Source organism: Paraglaciecola algarum, assembly GCF_021532655.1.
Classification (GTDB): Bacteria; Pseudomonadota; Gammaproteobacteria; order Enterobacterales; family Alteromonadaceae; genus Paraglaciecola; species Paraglaciecola algarum.
Genome location: NZ_JAKGAS010000016.1, coordinates 36,780 through 62,015, shown reverse-complemented (window position 1 = coordinate 62,015; position 25,236 = coordinate 36,780). Strand labels below are relative to the sequence as shown.

The following is a 25,236-nucleotide window of genomic DNA, read 5'->3' as shown; positions in this document are numbered from 1 at the left end:
GGGCTTTTTAATAAGTCTTTACGCTAGACGAGTTATTAAGGGACTCGCACAATCTCTAAGTTATCGATTATGTATTGAGCACCTACACCTTTTAATACAAAGTCGACTGTTATGTTGTCACTATCCCAATTGGTTTCAGCTCCAAAGCCCCACCAATGAGATGTTTCATCAGCAATACCTTGCACTTGACCAAGCGCACTACCATTCCAGATAGTTTGATTCTTTGTGAACTCTAAGCCACTATCAGCATTTTTAAAGGTGATATCAAACACATAACCGCCCCATTGATTAATGTTTGGATCAGTTCCCGCATCTTTGTTTGCATCAAAGTTAAGGTACTGCACATCGTAAGTCACGCGATAACGTCCACCTGGCACCATTGCACCTTTTTGAATTGGTAGGCTGATCGTCACTGCTTCGGTGGCACCTGTGGTATCCACGTATAATACTTTATTAGTAGCATCATTTGGATCTTCTCGTACTTCAACTAAACCACCACCAGAAGTTGTAGGCACAAAGTTATCATCTTCGAAAGAACCAGGGCTAGCAGTTAAAATATCCACACCTTCGATATTGTCATAACGGGTAAAGGTAAAGTCGTCAAAGGCTGGCATACCATCGTTACCCACCCATGCACTCATCACAAATAAACGCATTTGGTCAGCTACGTCCATAGGAGTTTCACCATCACCATTGGCAGTAGCTAAATAACCCGCTTGAGTATCATACTCAATCATAAGTGGACGCCATGAAGCGTTAGCTGGATGCCAAGGACGGGCACCTACCCAGAAGTTGTGACCGCCATTAGGATCGGTACTTAACATGATATAAGGCGATGCGTCACCTGCTCCCACGTATGCGTTATAGTGAAAATAATACTTACCACCTAACTCCATATCAGGAAACACGCTAGCCGGTGTGGCATAATAACAAGGTGCACCTAACATTTGGAAAGAGGAGTTGCCATTAGCGACCAGTGACGTAGTGATTTCACCACCTGCCCCACAATTAAATGCTTCAAATCCAGCACCATCGTTCTCAAAACCAACATCCATACCACCGGCTGCAAGTAAGTTTGACTCAACACCGTTTACACGAACCGTCAATTCACGTTGACCATCAGATGTATTACCTTGGTCATCTGATACTTTCATTGTAAATACGAAATCTTTAAACTCGCCTGCTGCTATGTCATCCAAATAAAAGTTTGGATTGAAGTACAAGTTATTACCTTCAACTCGGCCGGCAAAAGTATTCTCAAAAGCAACACCTTCAAGCATTACATCGCTAATGACGATAGCGTCACCTTCACGCTCTTGTACTTCCTTAGCTAAATCAACCATTAACATGCCGTCAGTTTCTTGAACATCTTCAGTTAAGAAGTAGTTAAGCACTAATGGTGCACCAGCAATATCTTGCACACCTAACACGTTAATCGTCATCTTTTGCTGTATATCAAACCTATGATCACTCACGGTATAAGTAAAATTGAGTTCTACTTTCTGGCCATCAGGGATTGAGGATTCTATTGCAGCTATATCCAAACTTACTTCAGCACCGTTACCCGTTGTAGTAATCGGCAGATCAACCAAATTATCGCTATCTGCTACAAAGTTTGTAATGGTTAAAAATTCGTTATCTAAATCATATACATTAGCCAACAAATTTAACGTGGCTGCGCCTGCATCACGAGTATAGTTAGTGATAATATCGCCGACTGAAACTGGCGCAAAATCTTCGCCAGAGATGGTAGCAGTCAATGTGCGGGGCACACTATTTGCACCATCAGAAATGTTATAGCTCACAGTAACGGTGTGAGTTTCATCAGTGTCTAACATCGGCGCGATGTCTAATGAGCGAATCGCCACTTGATTACCGTTTATTTCAACCCCAGCACTGCCGATTTCTTCAGCTCTTGGTCCTGAAGTTGAAATAGTCACATCGCTTACCGTTAGATAGTTTCCATCGGCATCAGTCGCCACACCTTCACCAGTTTCTGCGCCGGAGGGGCTACCTAATAAACTAATGAATTTAATCGCATCTTTTTCGTTAAAAGATACTGCTATATCACCACCGTGTGTTGGTGCACTGGCATTAGCTGCTTGTGTTGGCGTGAAATCATCAGATGATCCACAACCTGTTAGCGCAGCCAAAATTGAACTGGCTAATAATACTTTTGATTTTTTAAATGTTTTCATAATTTAACACCATAGTTGGGACTGGCAGGTTGCCCTGCCACTACCTGTAATATTTTTAGAATTTCACTCGTAGACCTAAACGATACGTTGTACCCACTTTGTACTTGGTATAAGTACGATGTGTGGGTGCGTCACCATCAAGAGGGTTGCCTTCTTCTAACGCTGTGAAGTCATAACCAGCATTATTATCAGCAGCTACGCGAACCACATTTAATGTGCGGCTGGTAAAATAGGTGCGATACGCTTCGTCGGTTAAATTAATCGCTTGGAAAGTAAGGCTAATATCTGGACTCACTTGGTAAGAAGCAGATATATCTAAAGTATTACGTCCTTCATTCCAGATAGACCCTTGGTTCCAACTACGACCATATTGGCCATTTGCCCAGTCTTTACCCACTAATGAGTCGGTTGTGCCTCTAAAGCTTAAACGAACTTGATGGCCGTTTTGCTCCCAGAAACCGGTAAAGTTATAACTGTGTTCTGGGGTATCTGCTACTGGGTATGAAGGCAGTAGTAGATTTGGGTTAATAGATGAATACTCTGATTCATACTCACTTTGTTGATAGGTATAGTTAGCAGATACACCTAAACCGGCAGTCCACTGAGGTAATCCAAATTGCTCAGGTAAGAAGTCATAAGTTTGCATATAACCTACTTCTAGACCTTGAATTTCAGCATTCTTAGCATTAACCGTTTTAGTCACTGTCATATTTGCACAGTTGTCCGCAGGATCTCCGCTAAAGGTTGTCGGGTCACCAGGTTGATAACCAAATTCGGTTGTCGCTCTGATTGGATGACAACCAGAAAGGTCACCATCTGCGGTTAATATCAGATCATTACCACTATCAGGCGCATCATTAGCATCTCTTACACTGTTAACGAAAGATAAGGTTGTTTCACGATCTGTGAAGTTAGACATATCTTTTCTAAAGTAAGCAACACTCAACATACTAGATTCGTTAAAGTACCATTCTAAAGACACGTCTAAGTTATTTGACTCTAACGGCTCTAATTGGGTGTTATACATATCAACACGGCCAACATTCAAATTACCACTTCCCCAGTAACTGCCTTCAGTCACTTTATAACCTGGACGCAGTAAATCAATTTCAGGGCGAGTCATAGTTTTAGATACAGCAAATCGTCCAACAAATTCATCTGAAAAGGCATAGTTCAAGTTTAAGCTTGGTAAGATATTCTCATAAGAATGTGTTTTATAAGCGGGTATCGCTGCTACTTGTTTATTGGTAGATGATGCCCATGAATAATTAGTATTTACCCCAGTGGTTTCACCATTCCAAGTAGGTAAGTTATCCCAACCATAGGTACGGCTGGTATGCACATCGGCATAACGCCACATGCTCTTCCACAATAAGTCGTAATCGCCGAAAGCAGGTTGAGCACCTTCACCTGCTCTAAAAGCATTAAGCGCATCTGAGAAGTCAGCAAATCTAGCATCGTGACAAGGGCCTGCATCTGGAATTTTCACCCAAGTTGAAGGATCGGGTCCGGTACTGGTATCCCAACCTAAGCCATCTACACGTTGGTATTTCATCTCATAATCTTGAGCTGCACCATCCGCCCCTAAATTTAACACTGGGCACTCAGGCAATGACCTATCAGCTAACTCAGAAAGTGTATGTCGATCAATTTCACGCTCTAAGTCTGAGCCGCCCTGTTCGAAATAGCTCATGCCCGAATAACCAAAGGCTTCGATTTCGGTTTCAACATAACGCACACCTATGTCACCGGTTAATTGACCGTCTAGCAACTCAAAGTTAGCCTTAAGGTAAAGAGCATTAGTATCGATATTGGTTTCACGAGAGGCTGTGTTATCCACATTACGAATAACGTCACCGTCTCCTAACACCATTTCTTTAGCTAATTTGACGTCAATTGGTGTCCAGCCCACAGTGGCGCCTTCTCTTGGATAACCGAGGGTTTCCATAAAATCATCATATTCAATTGGGTCGCCCGCTATTAAATCACCACGAATATCTTGCAAAGAACCACCAAGCTCAACAATGGTTTGTCCGGTAACAGGGTCAGTGATAATTTCAGTAGCTTGTAACGATTGGAAACTATACGCCTGATCGTCTACATCTTTATTACGCGAAGACGTTTTAGCACCAAATTCAATTGAAGTAATGCCAAACTCATCAAGATCCCAATCAAAATCAATTTGCGCATTGGTAATAGTATCTTCAACGGAGCGATCTGATTCACCGATAAACCCTAAGAAGAATGAAGACACGTCTTGAGGATTAAAACCAGTGTTAACCACGTTATCAACGTTACCCGCAACACGTTGACCATTTTCATCAGTATAGGCATATAAGTTGTCACCTAAATCCACTAAAGAATTACCGTAAACCATTCTACAAGTGTCACTACCACCAGTACAATCTACGCCCACTGGCTCAATATTTTCCCCGGCATCCCACAATGCAAAACCTGGTACTTGTACATAGTTTTGCATCACAGTATAAGCACTAGGTAAACTTTCAGATGAACTTGATGAGTGACCAACTTGGGCTTCAAAACGCAAAGTATCAGTAAGCTCGGTTTTGAAATTTAATGTCGCACTTAAGTTTTCGTTATCTTGTCCACCATCTGAACGCACTATATTACCGTTACCGTAACGGTTAATACGTTTAGTCATGTCATACGTATCAGTATTAACTTGGATCCAATCAATTGGATCACTAAAAGGATTAGGCGGCCTTACGAAACTAGTAGGCACTTCACCTTCAATCCAATTCTGGTTATTAGCAAAACTTTTAGTTTCAATCGCATCTTGTGTTCTGACCAACTCTTGTTTGCTATAAGTCACATCAAGCATTAGTTCACTCACGTCATTAGGTAAAAACTGAATACCTAAAGATGCACCTTTTCGGTTACTTTCATTTTGATGCAATTCGTAACTAGCCACGGATGGCTCAATGACTTTAACACCTGAGATAACATTGCCATTTTGATCAATTGCCTGAGCATATTCTTGTGACTCAACAAAATTATTAGCACTATATTGATCTTTACGATAAGCGTTTGATTCATCATAGACAGTTAATGCCACACCCAAAGTGTCATCTAAGAAATTTTCGGTCGCTGAAAACTGTATTTTATGATTGGCTTTGTCTGAAAAATCATTATAACGACCTTGTACAGTTGCTGAACGAACTGGCTCAGCTTGATTAAGCGGACGAACAGTCACTAAGTTAACAGACGCACCTAATGACCCTTCATCGTGGTCAGCACTGGCCGTTTTGACTACTTCTAATTTAGATAAGATATCTGCAGAAAACGAACTTAGATCAACCGCTTGAGAGAAATCAGTTGATGTTAACGTTTGACCGTTAAGGGTAATAGCATTTTGGTTAGCATCGGCGCCACGTACAGTAATTTGTGTACCCTCACCATCGTTACTGACAACAGACACACCAGTCACACGTCCAAGTGCGTCAGCAATATTTTGGTCGGTAGATTTACCAATATCTTCTGAGTTGATGGTATCGGCAATATTTCGAGAAAAGCGCTTATCATTAATTGATTTTATTAAGCTGCCCTTCATACCGGTAATTTCAATGACTTCTACATCATCTTCACTTGTATCTTTTTCTTGAGCGAATGCACTTATGCTAGTTGCGGCCATAACCGCAAGGCATATTGAGCTGCGTTTAAAATTGTGTTTGGTCTGTGTCATTTCAGTGTCCCAAAGTCTGGTTATTGAGTGTGGTCGTAATAATAAAAAGAGGTTAAAAACAAACAATCTATTAACACGATTTACACCACTCTAATACTGTATACATTATTATGTCAATCACTTTTTGTTAACAGTCTTCAATCAACCAAGAGAGGAATCACCTTATAAAACTGAGACTTATGTGTAATCGACAATTTTAATTCATAAAGAAATTTGTGATTTTATATTTAAATGAACTATTTTTACTGAATATTGCATTGCAATTATAATATTTTGTAATATTAGAAGTGACGAAATTGTTATTTAAAATAAGGCGTAACAAACTAACAATCAGATAAACCTATTAAAAACAACTCTAAAATCTATTAGATCAATAGCATAACTGAACTGTTTAATTTCATAACTTTGATGCTCACATGTCGGTTCAACCAAACTAAAAATCACATGTAAACGCAAAGAAGTGCATTTAAAACCTGAGGGGCAATGAGAATTTAATGACAAATACATTTAATTTTTATAGATAATAATTAAATAAAACTTGCGTATTTTTTCTATTAAAAATAGTTTTGTTAACAAACTATAAAAATTTAAAAGTTGTTAAGTATTTATTGTTGAAAAACTTTGCGATACTTATCTTTAACAAAATTGAATAATAACCGAGCTGTATTTACATACTCTTAATCATTAAAAGGAATAATTTTGGCTGAAACAAAAAAGAAAATAGTGGTATTAGGCGGCGGAACTGCTGGCTGGGTAACCGCATCAATATTATCAAAAAATTTAGCCCAAGCTAATTATACCGTCACTTTGATTGAATCAGACACAATACAACCAGTCGGCGTAGGCGAAGCCAGTATTCCGCCAATTTATTCATTAATTGAATATTTAGAGCTTAATGACAGTGATTTAATCGCTAAAGTAGATGGTAGTTTTAAATACGGTATTCATTTTGAAAACTGGTCAAAACCCGGTGAGCAATACATGCATGCCTTCGGCGAGTTAGGAACTAAGATTGGCCAAATACCATTTTTGGACTTTTGGTTTAGAACCGCTCATAAAACCGGTAGCACAAGTATCACCCCATTTTTCCCCACTGCCGTAGCCGCATACAACAATAAGTTTGCTCCTCCTGCACCTAGACCTAGCGGTGCAAAAGCTAATGACTTCTTTCCTCTATGTAACTTGTCTTATGCCCTGCACTTTGATGCAAGCCTTATGGCCAAATATTTACAAGACTTTAGTGTTAAAAATGGCATCACGCATATCACTGGTACAGTAGCCAATGTGCAACTTACTGCTGCGGGTGATATTGCAAGTGTACAGTTAGAAAATGGTGAAACCTTTGAAGGAGACTTGTTTATCGACTGTTCGGGTAGTTCTGGACGATTAATTAAACAAGTGCTTAAGCAAGATATTCAAGATTGGTCGGCTTATTTACCTTCCGATAGAGCTATTGCGGTACAAATAAAAAATGAGTCAAACTCATTGCCCTCTTATACCAAAGCCATTGCTATGCAAGCAGGTTGGCGTTGGCAAATACCATTACAAACTAGAACCGGCAATGGTTATGTATATTGCAGCAAGTACATTTCTGACCAAGAAGCGCAACAAGAGTTAATGTCTCAACTAGATGGAGAGGCCATAACTGAGCCAAGGATCATTCCTTTTAAGACAGGCTGCTTAACCGAGCCTTGGTACAAAAACTGTGTGGCAATTGGCCTTTCCAGCGGTTTTATGGAGCCTATGGAATCCACTAGTATTCATTTAATTTACCGGTATGCTTTATTACTACGTGAACAACTTGATGCTGACAACTGGCACGATAGTAAAATGTTTAATACCACTTTTGCATTTCAAACCCAAGGGATCAGAGATTTTCTGGTTTTGCATTATCACGTCAATCAAAGAGACGACTCTAAGTTTTGGAGGGACTGCCAAAAGATGGCATTACCTAAAGAGCTAGAATTACGTTTAGAAGAATATTCTAGAACAGGCTATATCAATATTGATCCCCGTGAGTTGTTTAGTTTCGAAAGTTGGGTGCAAATATTAATCGGCCAAAAATACCTAGATAGTTATGAGCGCTTTTCACTGCCAGGGGTATCAGCAGAAGCCGCGACACAAGTATTAAAAAATGTATATTCAGCTATTCAAAATGAGGTGGCTAAACTTCCAGAACACAATGACTTTATTAATAACCTAAAAATCAAACAACAAATTTAGTAAAAGCAGATGCAAAGGGCTTATTAAGTAGACATTTTACTCTTTGGGAAATATGAAGTATGGGCAGATATATGTCGCTTAATATCATTTAATGCTTGTTCAGCTTGGGGATGAGAGATTGGTGTTGTCTGGTTTGAGGTTGGAAACACTCCCATACCAGCCAATAAAACATGCCAAGACATTGAAGAGTAATACTGGGTGACTTGTTGACAGTTAAGTTCTTCATCTAAATCTCCACCACTACACCAGACTTCCATTGCAGCTTGCAGACGATCCGAGATCTTAATGTCATGCCGACATGCTTTCCAATAATCAGTATCACTCCTGCTGTTGGTTAAATAGTGCAAGACTATGTAATCACGAATATGTTCAAATAAATGATTAACCCCATGATTATAATACTCTTGATACTTATCTGAATAATCCCCCCGCTTATACTGCTCTATAAACTGTTCAATAGATAATTGCACAATATGTAATGCCGTTGCTTCTAGCGGTTCAATAAAACCTTGAGATAAACCAATAGCTACACAGTTTTTATGCCAGTGTTTTTCTAATCGCCCTACCTTCATCTTAATATGACGGGCTTCGACATCATCATGGATATGAATAGCTTTACGAAGCTCTTCTTCAGCGGAACTAGCAGACTGAAAATCACTACTATATACATAACCATTTCCAGTCCTCGATGTGAGAGGAATATCCCATCGCCAACCATTACTCATAGCAGTTGAAATAGTGTGAGGAGCGTAAAAGTCAGCTTTAGGTGTAGCAATAGCCACCGCAGAATCGTTAAATAAGTTATCTTTAAAAGACTTAAAGTTCACGCCTAAGGTTTTTTCAATTAACAAAGCTTTAAAGCCAGTGCAATCCACAAATATATCAGCTGAAATGGTTTGACCTGACTGAGTAGTCACTGATTCAATTGCCCCAGATTCGGCTAATTTAACAGCTGTCACATCATCGACAATATGTTTAACTCCTAACGAACAAGCATAATCCTTTAAAAACAAACCAAGCTTAGTTGCATCAAAATGGTAAGCATAAATAGAATCAACTTTTTGTTTGTCTTGAGATACAGGGATTCGCTTTTGATTAACCAATTCCGCCTGTAAAAAATAGTAATTAGGATGAGCATCTACATGATAATTTGCATGTTTTAATCGAGTGACTTGCTTAAATACATCAAAACTTTCAGCATCTAGGGAGCTTGTAAACGGGTGAAAATACTGGGCAAAACCAGCTTTTGTGGACCAATTGGCAAAGGTAATGCCTCCTTTATAAGTCGCACTGCATGCAGGCATCCACTTGGCTTCAGTAATTTCTAGGGCATCGAAAAAACGTTTAATATATGGGGTCGAACCTTCGCCGACGCCAACTGTCGGTACATTATTTGACTCTAACAAAGATATAGAAAATTGTTCAGAGCCTAGAGTTTTAGCCATTAAACAGGCACTCATCCAGCCAGCAGTGCCACCACCAACAATCAAAATTTCTTTTTTAACCGTGCTAGGTTTAGTCATGAAGTTCTATTCTAGTCAGAGATTACCAAGCAAAATTGAGTGAACAACCTCAACAATCCTCTTTAGCATTTTTAGTTAACACTCTTTATATTTGATTGCGCACTAAAAAAGTGCATAAAAACTATAAGTGACAAGCAATTAAAATCTAAAAAACCAAATGTAAATTTATTGCTAACAAGACTAGATTACAACAAACATCACAACATAACAAACTACACAAACAAAACCTTATTTAACAGGCATTAAAGTTTATTAAATGACCCCAAAATAGTCATTTTTACGAAATTAGTATTCATATAAATAAACATTCACAAGCTTACAAACGAGGTGAAAACCATCTTTTCAAATTCCACTCTACATTAAAATCACATACAAAATATTCATTTACATATAAATTATAATACAATACTACCTTTGTTCTTGCGGGCTTTTCGCACCTTATGAAATTTACTTTAATCGTTATGATTTTTATTTTATTTTATTTTTAATTTAATCCTTTTACATGTGAATATACGTAAGGGGATTTAAATAATAACCTTATATTTTAGCTAGTTACAAAATACATGGTCCTGTAACTTACAAAAAACCCGAAAAATCACCGTGTAACATTGTCAACAATCAATCATTGAACTTATGGATTATTGAATGCAAGGCGGTATATAGTGTTACTGAGTTGTATAGCCTTTGTTAATAAAGCAATTATATAACTATATTAGAGGCTCTGATTTTGGTACTCCCCAATCGCTAAAGTCAGTCAAATAACATCCCTAAGGGAGAAACACATGAACAACACGGGAACAAGGTTTAAGTTAAGTGCGCTGACTTTGGCTATGTTAGCCAGCGGTACTAGTGCTTTTGCTCAAGAAAACGAGGTAGCCAAGACTGCCGTTAATCAAACTAATGTTGCAACCGCAGCAGAAGAAGATGAGACAGAAGTCATCGAAGTAACCGGTTTTAAAGGTAGTCTTTTAAAATCGATGAACGAAAAACGTTTAAGTCAAAACGTATCTGATTCTATTTTCGCCGAAGACATAGGTAAATCAACAGACCAAAACATCGCAGATGCACTTTCGCGAGTAACAGGCGTATCCGTCCAAACCGCCGACGGTGAAGGGACTAAGGTAACGGTTCGTGGTGCAAATCCAGACCAAAACGTTATTACGCTAAACGGCGTAACTTTGACTTCTGCGGATTTTAACCAAGCCGTTGACTTAAGTGCTTTCTCCGCTGACGTATTATCTAGTATAAACGTAGTTAAAACACCTAGTGCTGACCACGATGAAGGCTCTCTAGGTGCGTCTATTCGTTTAAACACAGTAAAGCCATTAGACATAGCTAAAGACGTACGCCGTCTATCAATTCAAGGCCGTTATAATGATTTCTCTGAAAATGCGGATCACAAACTATCTGGTACATTTTCTCATAAATTCTTAGACGAAACGTTAGGAATATTAATCACAGCTGTTGATGAAACTTCTTCTATTCGCAGAGATCAAATGAGTGTCAACGAATTCGATGCTGTGAATGCATATATAGCCCGAGATTTGGACGGCAATATTGTCAATGACGTTAATGTACTTGCTGCAAACGGTGTGGAATATAACCTATTTACGAACGAACGTAACCGCCAAGGTATCGACACTACCATTCAATATCAACCAACAGATGATACCAATATTGTATTAAACCTTAACTGGGCCACCCAAGATGTTGCCAATTCCAGTCACGGTGTAGGTATTCGTGCTCGTGCTGACGAAGCTAATTATAGAGAAGGTATCTATAATGAAAACTCTGGAATTCCAGGTGAAGACAATTACCCTACTTACACTGATCCCCAACAAGACTGGTGGGTAATTGACCCAGAATCACGTACGTTAGTAAGAAACGTAAACCGTTTTGCTGATGGTGGCATGAAACGTTCGACGAGTCTTGATACCACTGTAAACAAAGTGGCCAATTTAAATATTACTCAATACATAACTGAAGACTTAAAAATGGAAGTGGGTGTGAATTATTCACAAACCCACTTAAAGCCTACCGAAAATATAAACATGAATTTGTTCAATAGTTATGGTGTGCAGGCTCAGGTTAAAGCTCGTGCAGATGCTTATGGTACGCCACATACTGGTATACAACCTGCTGGTTATGACTGTAGCTCAGGCGTATGTCACTTTATATTCGGTGATGGCTTCGTATCTTTAATGGATCCAGATAACAATAGCGACAATATGGGTCGTTCTGCTTTTAATCCAGACGATATTGCTGCCCAAGCAGTTAACTGGATGGGAATGACTGAACGCGAAGTAACGGATACGCAAAAAACTGCCTTTGTTGATTTTGATTACGATTTAGATTTTGCGGGCATTACCAAAGTTGAATTTGGGGCTAAATGGTCCGAGCGTGATAAATATGTAGATGATCAACTGGGGCAATTCCGTAACACAACCCAGCCAATTCAGATTATCCGTTTTGATGCCGAAGGTAACGTAGCTGGATTAAAAGGGGTTATTGCGGGTGAAGGTATTGGCTCTATTAGTGCAGCCAATTATGCTACAGACGAAGCATTCCCTGTAGATAACTTTATGTCAGCATTTGGTATTCCTAGAAATAATATTACCGATGGATGGCAATTAGTTAGCTCAGATCAACTCATTGAAATGGCTTATGGTCTCGAAGGTAATAACTTTGAAGTTGACAACTCTAGAACCCGACAAGCCATTCTAGAAAATAAAGCCGCTTACTTTAAAGTTAATTTTGAATACTTAGATAGCAAACTAACCGGTGATATTGGATTACGTTACATTGAAACAGAAGTAGAAACCTATGGTAGTTCTGGAGCTCAATTTGGTGACCCTGCTAATAGGCTTTATGACCCATTTGTATGGCGTCAGTTACGTAATCAGAACCTAGATAGCTGCGTAACAGAAGAATTGTTCGCTCCTAACCCGCAAGGCAAATTCCAAGAAAACCGCATAGACGGTAACGGTTGGGATAGATCTGATCCTAATAACCCAACACGTTTACCACAAGATCCAAGTGGCTATCCATGTTTTGATGTACGAACCACTCAAAATGCTGAGCAAGGTGGTTGGTGGTGGAATAGACGCCACAGTGACATAAGTACGTTGGCTGTTGATGTTTTCACAGATGATCCAACACAATATGGTACAACCGCTCCAGATAATAGTCGACGAAACTTTCCTACTGTCGGAACAAACGTTTATGACATGATTTTACCTAGTTTAAATTTAAACTATCAAATAGGACAGGACTTGATAGCTCGTTTTGCTGTATCTAAAACCATGTCCAGACCACCTATTGATAGTTTAAAGCCTGGATTTAACCTAAATGAAGGTATTTGGGGTGATCCAACTAACGATACCCGAGGCTCTCGTATTACCTTAAATAATCCGCAATTGTTACCACAAGAATCGGTTAATTTAGACTTATCTTTTGAGTGGTACTTTAACCCAAGTAGTATGGTATCAGTGGCTTTGTTTAATAAAGATATGTCTGACTTTATCGTCACTGAATCTTCGGTAGTATATGTTGATGATTTACGTGATAAAGACCTATCGGGCTATGACGCTGGCCAATTAATTAGAAGCGAAGAGCAAATTCGAGAATACTTTGCCGCCAATCCAACGGGATATACAGAAATTGGACAGGCCGGTTGTATGCCAGCTCGTGGCGCCTTGGGTGCTGTTAGTTCAGATTGGTGGTTCGACGATTCAGATTTACTCAATTATTGTGCTAAATACGACGCTCAGCGCATCATCAATGGTGATGGTGCAACCATCACAGGTATAGAAATGTCCTACTCACAGGTTTATGACTTTTTACCTGGCTGGATGAGTGGTTTAGGTACAACCGTTAATTATACCTTCCAAAACTCTAAAACTGATGAACAAGAGTCAACTCTAGAGCCCGGTAAAATTTTACCACAAATGCCTCGTTCTTGGACACCGAAACACAGCTACAACGCGACGGTTTTCTGGGAACAAGATGGACACCAAATTCGTCTAGCGTACCGTGGAAAATCAGATGAGCTTGTTACTGAATTCCAAAATGAAGGCTCTGTTTGGCAAGAAGGAACGGGGACATTCGACCTATCAGCTAGTTACAGTATCACTAATGATATTCAACTTTCTCTTCAGGCATTAAACTTGACCAATGAAGGCGTTCGTCGTTACTACACCAGTCGTGAACATGATTTAGGTGATGTAAATGCGCAAGGAGAAGGAATTCTGTTTAACGAAGGTAATGCACTTGAAGATGATGTGAATAAAAGCAGAACGACATTATTGCAACATACAGGTCGTACCTACCGTTTAAACCTAAGGGTTAATTTCTAGAGTAAGGAATAATGAAAATGAAATTTAAATATAAAAATCTATTAGTTCCGGCGGTGATGACTGCACTCTATGGCTGTGGTGGCGGAACAGATAACGAAATAGTAAAAATCGAAAATAAAACAGCTCCCATGCTAGATACTTCAGTATTAGTAGTAGAGGGTTATACTGATGCTGCAGCTTATGCCAATGGCGATATCAAATGGATGACATCTACCTACGATAACGATGATGGTAAATTGGAGTGGGAGTATCGTTTTAAAGAAAGTGCTGGGAGTTTTCCGAGTAACGATTCAAGAAATCCAGAGCCTGTAGCCCATGTAGAAATTGATCTATTAACAGGCATATCTGACGCAGATAACGGCTCTGCACTGTCAGTAGAAAATGTCCAATTTTTGTGGGAAGGGCCTAACTGTTCAGACACATTAGGCAATGCTCCTGATTATCCAGAGATCTGTGATCCAATTCTTGAAGCGTTAGATTTATTCGATGCTGAAGGCAATATCATCGATACTACATTTGAACAGGAAGAAGAGATTCGTGAACTTCAAAACTTACCTGTTACAAATGAACTTATTTATGGTTTAGAGTTGAAAGAAACCTCAATAATGGTAAATCCTTCAAAGTTTGCACCTATACTCAGAACAGGCCAAACATCGCAAATACACCTTATTTATAAGGTAACGGATGGCGAATCAAGCATAGATAGAAGGATTAAAATTGTTATTGACGGTGAAGATACAGCACCAGTATTTATTGAACTCAATGAAGATGGTGAGCCAATTCTTGATGATGATACTGGCGAACGTAAACCGTTTGAAATTAAACCAATTGTTTTGTCAGAAAAAGACGAGCCCATCAAGATCAATATCGCAGAAGGTATCTATGATCAAGATATTGAAGATATTGAAATACTTAAAGGTGAAGTGGGAGATTTAACCGAGATATATAGGTCTCAAGACTACACAGTTGAGCGGTTAGATGTGTTAGGAGTAACGGCACCAGAAGGAACGCCTCCAGGTGTTTACAATCCAACTAATGATACAACTAAATGGACTGAAGAGCGTGGCATAGTTGAATATATGGTCGAAATTGACCCCGCACCTTATGCAGATGCATTAAACCGTGGTGATTCAGTAGACCTTGAGTTTACTTACCAAGTCTCAGATGATAACAATACTACTGACCGTAGCTTCATTGTAACTATTAAAGGTGCGGATGTTGTTAACCCACCAGAGTTTACTGAAGCCGTATTAGATAAACCTATGGGTACCAATGCCGCTATTACTACTTTTGATTTAAAAGAAGGCGCATTTGATCTAGATGGTGACAATATGCAGGTGATTGATTTTGTTGCTGCAGATGGTAGTACTGGTTATGGTATCGATTTATCTAATCCTAATGTGGTGAAAGTTGATCCATATGGGTTCTTAGACTTGGCACCAGGTGAAAGCAGAACATTATCTTATACCTATAGATTAACCGATGGTTTGTTTACCTCTGATGAGCGCACGTTAAATATTAATGTCACAGGTGCTAACCACAACCTTTTCCATAAGACTAATCCTGACTACAACACCTTTGAAACAGGTAGTTTAGACGGTAGTGCTTGGCAAGGTGGTGATGGTGTGGCTTCTGTTGCAATGGAAGCTGCGGCAAGTGGAGAGTACGGGCTAAATGTAGCTGCAGATAATACCTTTATGGAAATTGATGTAGCGGGTATAGAGCAAGGTAAAATCGAAGAAGGGGATGATTACTACATCAGCTTCAACAGTAAACAAAACGCGGCATGGGGTGGCGTGCGAGTTTCCTTTAATAAAAATGGTGACACAAACGATCCATTCCAAATTGAAAACTCTGCCAACGGCGGTACTAATGATTGGGTAGAACATTCTTTAACATACGTAGATGCCAACGAGTTCTTCACGAAAGATGCGACTTTTGACGTCACTTTCCGTCTAGCTACAGGTACTTACGATAATTTCTCGATGATAAAATACGACTATCAGAAATCTCGTGACCTCATTCCTGATGGAGTATTTACCTCAGGCACAGCTGGAGGGTGGGCTGTTACTGGGGATGTCACCCTAGCCGTTACTGAAGAAGCCAACCGAGTACAAAATACCGATGACTTACAATATGGTCTTGAAGCAACTGCCGGACCTGGTGGTGGTACGCTGTATTTAGATTCTAACAATCTAATTCAAGGTGGTATCAAAAAAGGTATGCGTTACATTTTGCAGTTTGATTTAAGTAACCCTACTTATTCTGATCCGAATGGCGCTAACCCATCACCACTTCTAGCTAGAATTGTAGATGAGGAGACTGGTAATTGGGTACGTAAAGGTGCATTTGCCAAACCAAGCTCGACAGAGTGGAATACCTATGCATATCACTTAAATACGCAATCCATTGGTACTGACTGGAATGGAAACCTTGGAAAGTACGCAAGTGACGTTGATTTCGATTGGGAAAACGCAAAAGTTCGGGTGGAAATTAATATTCCAGGTGGACAAACCTTCGAAATAGACAACATTAAGTTGTTCCCGGTACCTCAGTAATCTGAGATTACTAATAAAAACATAAGCCAAAGGCCTAGTGAATTTCACTAGGCCTTTTTGTTACCAAAAATAGTCATTACAATAAAAACATCTAACAAAAACAATAACCACGAGGCTTAAGTGAAAGAACATAAAACTAAAATAGTCATTGCAGGAGGTGGTACCGCTGGCTGGATGACAGCCGTTGCTATGACTAGGCTAATCAAAAACACTGAAGTGGTATTAGTCGAATCTGATGATATCGCTACGGTTGGCGTGGGCGAAGCCACTATCCCTACCCTTGAGTTTTTTCATGAAATATTGAACATCAATGAAGCTGAGTTTTTAAAGGCCACAGGCGGCACCTTTAAACTTGGAATTAATTTTGAAAACTGGAGAAATACCCAACACCAATACTTCCATGGATTTGGTGTAACAGGTAAAGATTGTTGGGCTGCTGACTTTCAACATTTTTGGTTAAAAGGAAAGCAACTTGGGCTTAAATATGAATTTGGCGATTTTTGTTTGGAAAGAGTCGCAGCCTTAAAAGGTAAATTTGCTCGAGTGCAAAATAAAGGTATTAATTACGCTTATCATTTAGACGCAACTGCCTATGCTCAATATTTAAGAATGCTTTGCGAAAAGAACCAAAGCTTTAGGCGAGTCGAAGGTAAAATTGCTGAAGTTACACTCACAACAAACAGTGGTGAAATTGAGAGCTTAGCCCTTGAGTCTGGTCAAAATATTAGTGGCGACTTATTTATAGATTGTACTGGACAAAGAGCCCTATTAATTGGTGATGCATTAAAAACCCCCTATAAAGATTGGTCCCACTGGTTAATCAATGACAGTGCAATTGCAGTACAAACACAATCCACCGAGCCGCCACTTCCTTATACGCGCTCGATTGCCCATGCCAGTGGTTGGCAATGGAAAATACCTTTACAACATAGAGTCGGTAACGGGTTAATTTATAGTAGCCGGTTTTTAGATGACCAAGCAGCAGAGCAACTCCTACTCAATAATATTGAAGGAAAGCCTCTTACCACACCTAGAAAAATTGGCTTTAAAACAGGGAGTCGCAGTCAACACTGGAACAAAAACTGTGTTGCCATAGGTTTGTCATCAGGATTTTTAGAGCCTTTAGAATCCACCAGTATTCATTTGATTCAACAATCCATAATTCGTTTACTTAAACTAATTCCGGTTAATGGTTTGCGCCAAGTCGATATTGATGAATTTAATCAGCAAACCGAAGTGGATATAGCTTCCATTCGAGATTTCATTATTTTGCATTATGTAGTCACAGAGCGTGATGATAGCCCCTATTGGCAGTATCATACCCAAATGAGCATACCCGAGTCTTTGAAACATCGAATAGAGCTGTTTAAACAATCTGGACATGTGTGTTTAAAAAATGATGAGTTATTTGAAGACTCATGGATGCAAGTTATGATTGGTCAAGGTTTAACACCTGAAAACTATCATCCAATCGTTGATAACATGAGTGCTAAAGAATTGAGCAAATTTTTAGGTGATATGCGCGAATTAATTGAGCAAAGGGCTTCATCTCTACCCTCGCATCAAGATTACATCAAGCAATATTGTGCGAGCAGATCTTAATTTTGATTTAAACACCTATGTATAATTTTATTACCAAAATTAAAAACCAAATTTTGTTAACTATTTATATTACATTGTAATTTACATTTCATTAACAATGTAATATAAGTAACTGTACAATAAGGCATAAAAAATTCAATTTGGTTTGATGTAGCTTGTAGTCTTGTATGATAACATTTACAAAAATACTTAAAACATTTTATGTCAACAATAAAATATAAGCGAAATGTTAACTAAATTACGCTTTACATTAATAAAGGAAAGATAATGGCTGGCTCTAGACCAACTAAAATACTGTCTGTAAAAGATCAAATAGCAGAACAATTACGTTCAGATATTATTTCTGGTGACTTAGCGCCTAACACTAAGCTTAATGAGAAAGAATTAGCTGAACGTTTTGGTCTTTCTCGCGGCCCGATTCGTGACGTTATTTTGCAATTAACCAAAGAAGGGTTATTAATTTCCAAGAATAACGTGGGCGCTTCAGTAAATAGTGTACTCGATACAAGTATGCAAAAGTTGATGATTAATTTAAGAAGAAACATCGAAGTTTACGCTATTGAGCAATTACATGGCTCACTTACAGAAAAAGATTTTGCTGAATTAGATAAAATTTTAGATGATTTACAAGGTGCTTTTGAAAATGAAGATTACACCCAGGTAACAAAAGTCGATATTTCTTTCCATCGCTACATCATCTATAAAGCTGGTGGTGATGAGCTAGTTAATATTTGGTACCCATTTGTGATGCGTATGCGTTTGAATTATAAGCGTATTACTTCTGGTGATGCATGTGTAAATGAGCATAGATTAATAGTAGAAGCCCTACGTAGTGGCGAAGTATCTAAAGCCACCAAAGCAGTAAAAGCTAATATTAGATAATTCAACACAAGTTTATTTAAGTAAGCTAATAGGCATTTAGTACATAGCTAAATGCCTATTAACATCCCACTTGCCATTTTAGTTCTTAGCCGTTAATTCTTAAATCACGTCATTGTAAACAATCTACCATTTACAACTAGATTTCAGTTGATACAATCCCATCTTTAAATTCCTAATTGTGCTAGATATCAATCTAGTTAAAGAGAGCCTCTATGACTCAGTACGTAAGCCCATTACCTAAATCTCAGCAAGATCCCCATGAAAAAATTGTCGGTGCAGGAGAGTTTACTTACAAAGTCAATACCCACTGGGGGCAACTTGATCCTGCTATGTTTCCAGTAGAGAACTGTCATGATTTAGCTATAGACTCCCAAGGTCGGATAATCATGATCACCGACAATGTTAAAAATAACATCATTATTTACAGTCCAGAAGGTAAACTGTTAGAGGCTTGGGGCACAGAATTTCCAGGCGCTCATGCCATAAAAGTGGTGAATGAAAATGGCCAAGATTATTTATACGTGGTGGATAGCGGCTGGTTAGTTAATCCCAAATGGGATGGCGTATCCACAGATGATTGGGACTCTCCTACCAATAAAGTAGTGGCACAAAGTGGCTTTATCGCCAAATTAAGCATAGAAGGCAGGTTAATCTTTAGTGTTGGTCATCCTCAAACTATAGGCGTATACACACCAGAACAGCCCTTTAGACCCACAGATATTGCAATAGCCAACAATGGTGATTTTTATGTAACCGACGGTTACGGCTCGGATTATGTTTTGCAGTACAATAAACAAGGTCAGTATATTCGTCACTGGGGCGGACACGACAATCAAGATCCAAATCTAAACTTATCTAACACCCATGGCATCGCAATAGACTCACGAAAACCTGGTGAACCCAAACTTATAATTAGCTCACGTGGCGAACGGGCGCTTAAAATATTTAGTATGACTGGTGAATATATTTCTACGATAGAGACACCTGGCGCCTATATTGGTGGACCAGTGTTAGATGGTAAATTTGGTTATGCACCAGTTTGTTGGTCACATCATGATGGAAAAAATGCAGAGGACTCTGGTTTTATTGCCATTCTTGATGAAAACCACAAGGTAGTTGCTAATATAGGCGGTACTCAACCTGAATACATAGATGGCAAATTGCAGCCTATGTGTTCAACTTGGGATTTATTTAAGCACTGCCATGGGGTTTGTATCGATGAACAAGGCAATGTGTATGTTGGCCAATGGCGCGCCAATCAAAGTTACCCAATAAAATTAGAAAAACTTTAAAAGCAGCTGCGAGTTGTACGAGCCTCGAGCAGAATGAAGCTCGTGGCTCGTATCTCGCAGCTAAGTTAACACCCTAACTGTTTGGTTATGGTTTTGGCCGTTTTAATCACTTGTTCGATGATCTCAGCTTGATTAGCTAGATCTTTGTTATATGTATTTAAAGTAGACACAACCAAACAAGCCACTACTTTTCCATCGGGCTGACCAACTAAAGAGGCGTAATCCACTACACCTTGGATAAACTGGTTTTGAGCGCTCAAACTACCATCTTGTTTAATTTCATCTAATTCTTTGATTAACTGGCTTTTATCCTGTGCAGAATAATCTGCATAACCATCAATCCGCTCTAAGAGTAATTCGCGAACCTCATCATTACTATTGGCCAATAAGACTTTTCCAGAGGTAGTGGAAAGAGTTGGAAACATAGACCCCTCGGTGATATTAACCGAAATCGGTACTTGGCTTCGTGCTTGAACCAAAACCATAGTTTGACTTTGGTAAAGCATAGTTAAATAACATGAGTGGCCTACTTTAACCGCCAAATCTTCCATATGTGGCATGGCACATTGACGTAATTGGTCAATAGGTGAAATTCGACGGGAAAGGGTATACATCTTTAACGACGCTCGATAGTGACCAGACAAAGGATCACGGACTAAATATCCCCTACCCTCTAGATTCACCAACACTCGATAAATTTCGTTTGGCCCGCGGCCTAAGGCTTGCGCTATCTCCGTTTGCGATTTAGCAATTTCTTGATCAACTAAATATTCCAACACGTCTAGGGCTTTATCTAATGCCGGAACAGCATATTTATTTTTTACTTCTGGTTCAGTCACGAGTTTCTATCTATCAAACAAGCTTTATTTAGCACGATAGAGTAGCATTTCGACTCGCAAAATCAATTTACTTCCACATTTCAATCACTTGTTTTAGCTGAAAATAAGCCTGCTTTTTATTTCTATTCTGATCCACAACGCCCCATTCTCTAAAACCGGATTTTGGCGTGCCTTTATAATTACTGCGATAGTGATCTGCTTTAATTAAACAGAACACAAACCTATTTCTATTATTTGAATTTATATCAACAAATTTATTGTTGACAATCATCAAAAAAAGCCTAACATAATATTTATATTAGAATATTAAATTCATATAGAAATAAATATTGGAGAGTAACAATGCCAAATAAACTATTAACCCCAGAACAAGTTAAAGACTTTCACCGAGATGGCTATGTTATTGCCCGTGGTTTTTATAACGAAGCAGAAATAGACCGTTTACAAGAAAAAGCCTTTAACGATGACTCTTTATACCAACGTGCTTGGGACAAAAAAGACGCAAGTGGGACAGTTAGTAAGGTATGTATCTGGAATAAACTGGGTGATGATTTATATAGTATGTTCTCTAGAGGCCGCAGATTATCAGACTCTGTAGATTTATTGTTAGGAGAGCCTGTATACCACACCAGTACAAAAATAATGATGAAAGAACCTTTTGTAGGTGGTGCATGGGAATGGCATCAGGATTACGGATATTGGCACAACGACAACTACCATTTATACCCTAAATTGGTCAGTACTATGATTGCCATTAATAAAGCCACCATTGAAAATGGTTGCCTGCAGGTATTGAAAGGCTCGCATCATTTAGGTCGTTTGAATCACAGCCGAACGGGTGATCAAAAAGGCGCTGAAATCGCTTTTGTTGAAGAAGCAGAAAAACATTTAGAGTTAGTCGATGTAGAGCTGGAGCCGGGCGATACTTTATTTTTCCACTGTAACTTGTTGCATAAGTCAAATCAAAACCGTAGTGCTGACCCACGCTGGACTATAATCATGGCATATTGCGCCGAAAGTAATAAACCATTCATTGATAATGAAGCAGTTTATTATCCACTAGAACGAGTGGAAGATGATGCAATACTAAATTGGCAAGAAAAAAACTAAACCGCCTAGTTTGAATAGTCTAAACCTAGTTTTACTTTTAAGAAGGCAACTAATTAACATTTAGCTGCCTTTTCATTTCATTAAATAATTTTAGTGGTTACGGCCAAGGGTCACCAACCTGATAATCATGTACTAAGTTTTTAAATCCCTATCGGTATGTTAACTATAATTGGAAGGGTTAGCATGATGCATATCAATAATGCCAAGCTAACCTACAACGAGAATACATGAACCTAAAGTAGATCCACATTTATTAGCTTATGTTAAGACAAAACTTCAAATTTATACTATGAATTTAGAGTGTGCGAGAAGTGAACCCAAAATAAAACACCAAAGCTTCGAAAATGCTTTGGTGTTAAATAGGTTTGTTAACAGTAAGGTCTAAAAAACCTAATAGTTACTCATTTTTTTTGCACGTCGAGCAAACATAACTGCAAAACCCAAAGCTAGCAATGATACCGCAGAAGGTGCTGGTACTGGGGTTGAACCACCAGGGGTTGTATCAACAACTATCTGAGTAATTTTTGCTTTAATGGCATCTTCATAATCAGCAAAAGTTAGTACAGGTATAACAAACCCGGTTTGAGCCGCATCAGGGATAGCATCTCCTGAGGCAAGAACCACGCCAGCAGTTGCATCACCTGACGTACCTAAACCTGCTATTCTAGCCATATTGTTAAGAGCAAAAGTATTGTTAATTCCGCCGCCTACCGCTTCAAAGCTTATGCCATCAACGTAATCATTAAACGCAAAAAGGGCAGCGCCTTCGGCACTTGATTGACTATTTGGCGAGCCGTCAGTAGTAATATTAAACAAAGTAAGATCAGTGTTAAATCCACTAAACAGGCTTGCCAAATTACTAATGGCAGAATGTGTAGCAGTACCTCCTCCAGAATAAGCTGTGGCCTTTAATTGAGTCTGTAGTGCGCCAATATTGGCAGCAGAAACAATTGTAGGGGCAATAACTTGGGTCACTATGCTGGAAAACGTTGTTACAGCTAAGCGATACTGGTTTGTTCCGGTTGTTGGTATGATTGCTAAAGCATCAGCTAGGGCATCTCTGGTCAGATTAAAGTTAGAGCTTCCCACTGAGCCGGACTCATCAAGTGAAAATCCAAGGTTTATAATGGCAGCTTGAGTAGAAGTTGTACTCATCATTATAATTAAAACACCGGGGGCAACACGAGTGAGGAGTTTTTTTAAGTTGAACATCACAATTCCTTTCAGTTCTTAGTACTATTTAAGTTAATTTATAGTTATACAATTAACCAATATTAATTACCTACTACATCCTTCAAGTAAAAAATTTTAGCATTTATGCATAACAAATAGTCACACGATTTGTAACTCGCAACGCTGAAGCATATTTCATTCCAGAGTAAATAATTCATTTTAAATCAAATGATTAAATAACATATAAACTTCATAGGATTGGAATATGTTAAATAATCTGACACTGTAAAACGCAATGTGTATAAAATTACACTCACATAAAAATAAGTTCAACTTACTTATATAAACATGTATCGATTAGATCTATCCGAATTCTCACCACAAAAATTACGTTCCTTAGTTAAATGACTTTATTCTGTGTTAATTTTCCACTGTTGGATAATATCCTAGGCCAACAGTCTGAATCGACTTATCAGCTTAAGCAGGCTTTTCAGCCCAAACCTCCACATGGATATTAGTCCCCATAATAGAAACATCAGCCTGACGCCAGTTAGCAAAAGATCCAAAACAAACAAATAAATAAAAAGGCCATTAGGCCAAAAAAAATTTCATAAAATTGTTAAATAAACTAGTTGTGGAAAATGAAATACATAAGTTAGCCATCAATAAAATGAATATTTAGCCAGCAGAGTTTATGGTTGTAAAATCAGAACTAATTCGAATACATCTGACAAAATAGCTTTAAACTGAGTCTTCAGGTGTTAAAAAATACTGAGAATGAGCTAGATATCTATCTCTAATGTGTTCAATTAATAGATTAATTTTATATGGAAGTTGCTTAGTATATGGATACACCGCATACACACCTAATCTTTTGGCCACCGATTGAGGAAACAAATCAATCAACTTAGCGTCTTGTAGATCATGGTAAACTAAACACCTAGGAACATAGGCAATACCATAACCACCTAGAGCTGCTTTACGTAGTGCGGCTGCATTATTAGTTGAAAAAGCACCTGATACTTTTACCAAGTAATTTTGATTATTTTCTTTAAACTCCCACTCACTAGCGCCCCTTGTTTGATAAGCATACCGTAAACAATTGTGCTTAACTAAGTCAGTTGGATTAGCCGGTCGACCATATTCATTGATGTAGGCTAATGATGCACACACAACCCATTGCGAATCAATAATATGCCGAGCAATTAAACTTGAATCATCGAGATAACCCGTTCTGATCACTATATCGTAACCTTCTCCAATCAAATCAACCATACGGTTATCCAGCGACATATCAACGGTTAAGCCCGGTTGTGAGTGGCAAAATTCAGTCACGGCATCTGCCAGTAATAAATCACCTGAAATAGTCGGCACCGACATTTTAATATGTCCGGTTAAGCTCTCGCCAAACCCTGACACAGATTGCATTGCTTCAGTGGTAGCTTGGCTGACCAACTTAGCTCTTTGGATCAGTATTTTTCCGGCTTCTGTTAAAGTGAGTTTACGTGTTGTCCTGTACAACAATTGCACCCCTAGTTCTTTTTCTAAACGGGCAATACGTTTACTCACAACCGAATTTGTAAGGTTATTTACATCCGCTACTTTGCTAAAACTTCCCAACTCAACCACTTGTGAAAATAGAATTAAATCGTTTGCATTCATAATTAAGTCAATTTTGGAAATAAAGTTTTTCATTATTTCTATTTATAAACAAAAAATAAAGCAGTAAATTAGCTAAAGTTAAAATTAAAATATCTAAAAATACTAGGATTGAAACC

The 25,236-nt window shown here is 38.6% G+C and carries 14 protein-coding genes; 7 read left to right on the top strand and 7 right to left on the bottom strand.

The features are described 5' to 3' along the window. Positions 1–35 precede the first annotated feature (35 nt). Positions 36–2,198, bottom strand: a complete 2,163-nt coding sequence (locus L0668_RS19310; protein WP_235314364.1) for a hypothetical protein — start codon at positions 2,196–2,198, stop codon at positions 36–38. A 55-nt stretch (positions 2,199–2,253) separates the two neighbouring features. Beyond that, positions 2,254–5,901: a TonB-dependent receptor domain-containing protein gene (locus L0668_RS19305; RefSeq protein ID WP_235314363.1), complete on the bottom strand. Its 3,648-nt coding sequence runs from the start codon at positions 5,899–5,901 to the stop codon at positions 2,254–2,256. Positions 5,902–6,600: 699 nt separating this feature from the next. Between L0668_RS19305 and L0668_RS19300 the strand changes: the two genes are divergently transcribed. After that, positions 6,601–8,124 (top strand): tryptophan halogenase family protein, encoded by a 1,524-nt coding sequence (locus L0668_RS19300; protein WP_235314362.1) that lies wholly within the window; start codon positions 6,601–6,603, stop codon positions 8,122–8,124. 23 nt (positions 8,125–8,147) lie between these two features. Here the strand turns inward: L0668_RS19300 and L0668_RS19295 are convergent, their stop codons facing one another. Further along, on the bottom strand, positions 8,148–9,647 hold the full coding sequence (locus L0668_RS19295; RefSeq protein ID WP_235314361.1) for a tryptophan halogenase family protein: 1,500 nt from the start codon (positions 9,645–9,647) through the stop codon (positions 8,148–8,150). Positions 9,648–10,429: 782 nt separating this feature from the next. Between L0668_RS19295 and L0668_RS19290 the strand changes: the two genes are divergently transcribed. The 5 genes from L0668_RS19290 to L0668_RS19270 all read left to right on the top strand — a co-directional run bounded on the left by L0668_RS19290 (position 10,430) and on the right by L0668_RS19270 (position 20,336). Continuing rightward, positions 10,430–14,002 carry a TonB-dependent receptor gene (locus L0668_RS19290; protein WP_235314360.1) on the top strand — a complete coding sequence of 1,191 codons (3,573 nt, stop codon included), beginning with the start codon at positions 10,430–10,432 and terminating at the stop codon, positions 14,000–14,002. A 17-nt stretch (positions 14,003–14,019) separates the two neighbouring features. Continuing rightward, positions 14,020–16,560 (top strand): hypothetical protein, encoded by a 2,541-nt coding sequence (locus L0668_RS19285; RefSeq protein WP_235314359.1) that lies wholly within the window; start codon positions 14,020–14,022, stop codon positions 16,558–16,560. A 120-nt stretch (positions 16,561–16,680) separates the two neighbouring features. Beyond that, positions 16,681–18,162 (top strand): tryptophan halogenase family protein, encoded by a 1,482-nt coding sequence (locus L0668_RS19280; RefSeq protein WP_349815659.1) that lies wholly within the window; start codon positions 16,681–16,683, stop codon positions 18,160–18,162. Between the two features lie 267 nt (positions 18,163–18,429). Next, positions 18,430–19,044 carry a GntR family transcriptional regulator gene (locus L0668_RS19275; RefSeq protein WP_235314358.1) on the top strand — a complete coding sequence of 205 codons (615 nt, stop codon included), beginning with the start codon at positions 18,430–18,432 and terminating at the stop codon, positions 19,042–19,044. A gap of 212 nt (positions 19,045–19,256) precedes the next feature. Then, positions 19,257–20,336, top strand: coding sequence for an NHL repeat-containing protein (locus L0668_RS19270; protein ID WP_235314357.1), 1,080 nt, complete (start codon positions 19,257–19,259; stop codon positions 20,334–20,336). A gap of 65 nt (positions 20,337–20,401) precedes the next feature. On the opposite strand, the gene L0668_RS19265 is transcribed toward L0668_RS19270, so the two are convergent. Both L0668_RS19265 and L0668_RS19260 read right to left on the bottom strand, forming a co-directional pair. After that, entirely contained in the window at positions 20,402–21,175 is a 774-nt protein-coding gene (locus L0668_RS19265; RefSeq protein WP_235314356.1) for an IclR family transcriptional regulator, read from the bottom strand. 67 nt (positions 21,176–21,242) lie between these two features. Beyond that, a complete protein-coding gene (locus L0668_RS19260; RefSeq protein WP_235314355.1) occupies positions 21,243–21,446 on the bottom strand; it encodes a hypothetical protein in 204 nt (67 codons plus the stop codon). A gap of 71 nt (positions 21,447–21,517) precedes the next feature. On the opposite strand from L0668_RS19260, the gene L0668_RS19255 reads away from it, so the two are divergent. Beyond that, positions 21,518–22,285: a phytanoyl-CoA dioxygenase family protein gene (locus L0668_RS19255; protein ID WP_235314354.1), complete on the top strand. Its 768-nt coding sequence runs from the start codon at positions 21,518–21,520 to the stop codon at positions 22,283–22,285. Positions 22,286–22,675: 390 nt separating this feature from the next. Here L0668_RS19255 and L0668_RS19250 read toward each other — a convergent pair whose 3' ends face one another. Further along, positions 22,676–23,497 carry a VWA domain-containing protein gene (locus L0668_RS19250; protein ID WP_235314353.1) on the bottom strand — a complete coding sequence of 274 codons (822 nt, stop codon included), beginning with the start codon at positions 23,495–23,497 and terminating at the stop codon, positions 22,676–22,678. Positions 23,498–24,199: 702 nt separating this feature from the next. After that, positions 24,200–25,120 (bottom strand): LysR family transcriptional regulator, encoded by a 921-nt coding sequence (locus L0668_RS19245; protein WP_235314373.1) that lies wholly within the window; start codon positions 25,118–25,120, stop codon positions 24,200–24,202. Positions 25,121–25,236 lie beyond the last annotated feature (116 nt).

Bases quoted from the DNA above. Each gene is read 5' to 3' on its own strand.
- L0668_RS19245 (WP_235314373.1), bottom strand. From the start codon at position 25,120: ATGAATGCAAACGATTTAATTCTATTTTCACAAGTGGTTGAGTTGGGA.
- L0668_RS19310 (WP_235314364.1), bottom strand. From the start codon at position 2,198: ATGAAAACATTTAAAAAATCAAAAGTATTATTAGCCAGTTCAATTTTG.
- L0668_RS19305 (WP_235314363.1), bottom strand. From the start codon at position 5,901: ATGACACAGACCAAACACAATTTTAAACGCAGCTCAATATGCCTTGCG.
- L0668_RS19275 (WP_235314358.1), top strand. From the start codon at position 18,430: ATGGCTGGCTCTAGACCAACTAAAATACTGTCTGTAAAAGATCAAATA.
- L0668_RS19250 (WP_235314353.1), bottom strand. From the start codon at position 23,497: ATGTTCAACTTAAAAAAACTCCTCACTCGTGTTGCCCCCGGTGTTTTA.
- L0668_RS19255 (WP_235314354.1), top strand. From the start codon at position 21,518: ATGCCAAATAAACTATTAACCCCAGAACAAGTTAAAGACTTTCACCGA.
- L0668_RS19260 (WP_235314355.1), bottom strand. From the start codon at position 21,446: ATGATTGTCAACAATAAATTTGTTGATATAAATTCAAATAATAGAAAT.
- L0668_RS19285 (WP_235314359.1), top strand. From the start codon at position 14,020: ATGAAATTTAAATATAAAAATCTATTAGTTCCGGCGGTGATGACTGCA.
- L0668_RS19270 (WP_235314357.1), top strand. From the start codon at position 19,257: ATGACTCAGTACGTAAGCCCATTACCTAAATCTCAGCAAGATCCCCAT.
- L0668_RS19290 (WP_235314360.1), top strand. From the start codon at position 10,430: ATGAACAACACGGGAACAAGGTTTAAGTTAAGTGCGCTGACTTTGGCT.
- L0668_RS19295 (WP_235314361.1), bottom strand. From the start codon at position 9,647: ATGACTAAACCTAGCACGGTTAAAAAAGAAATTTTGATTGTTGGTGGT.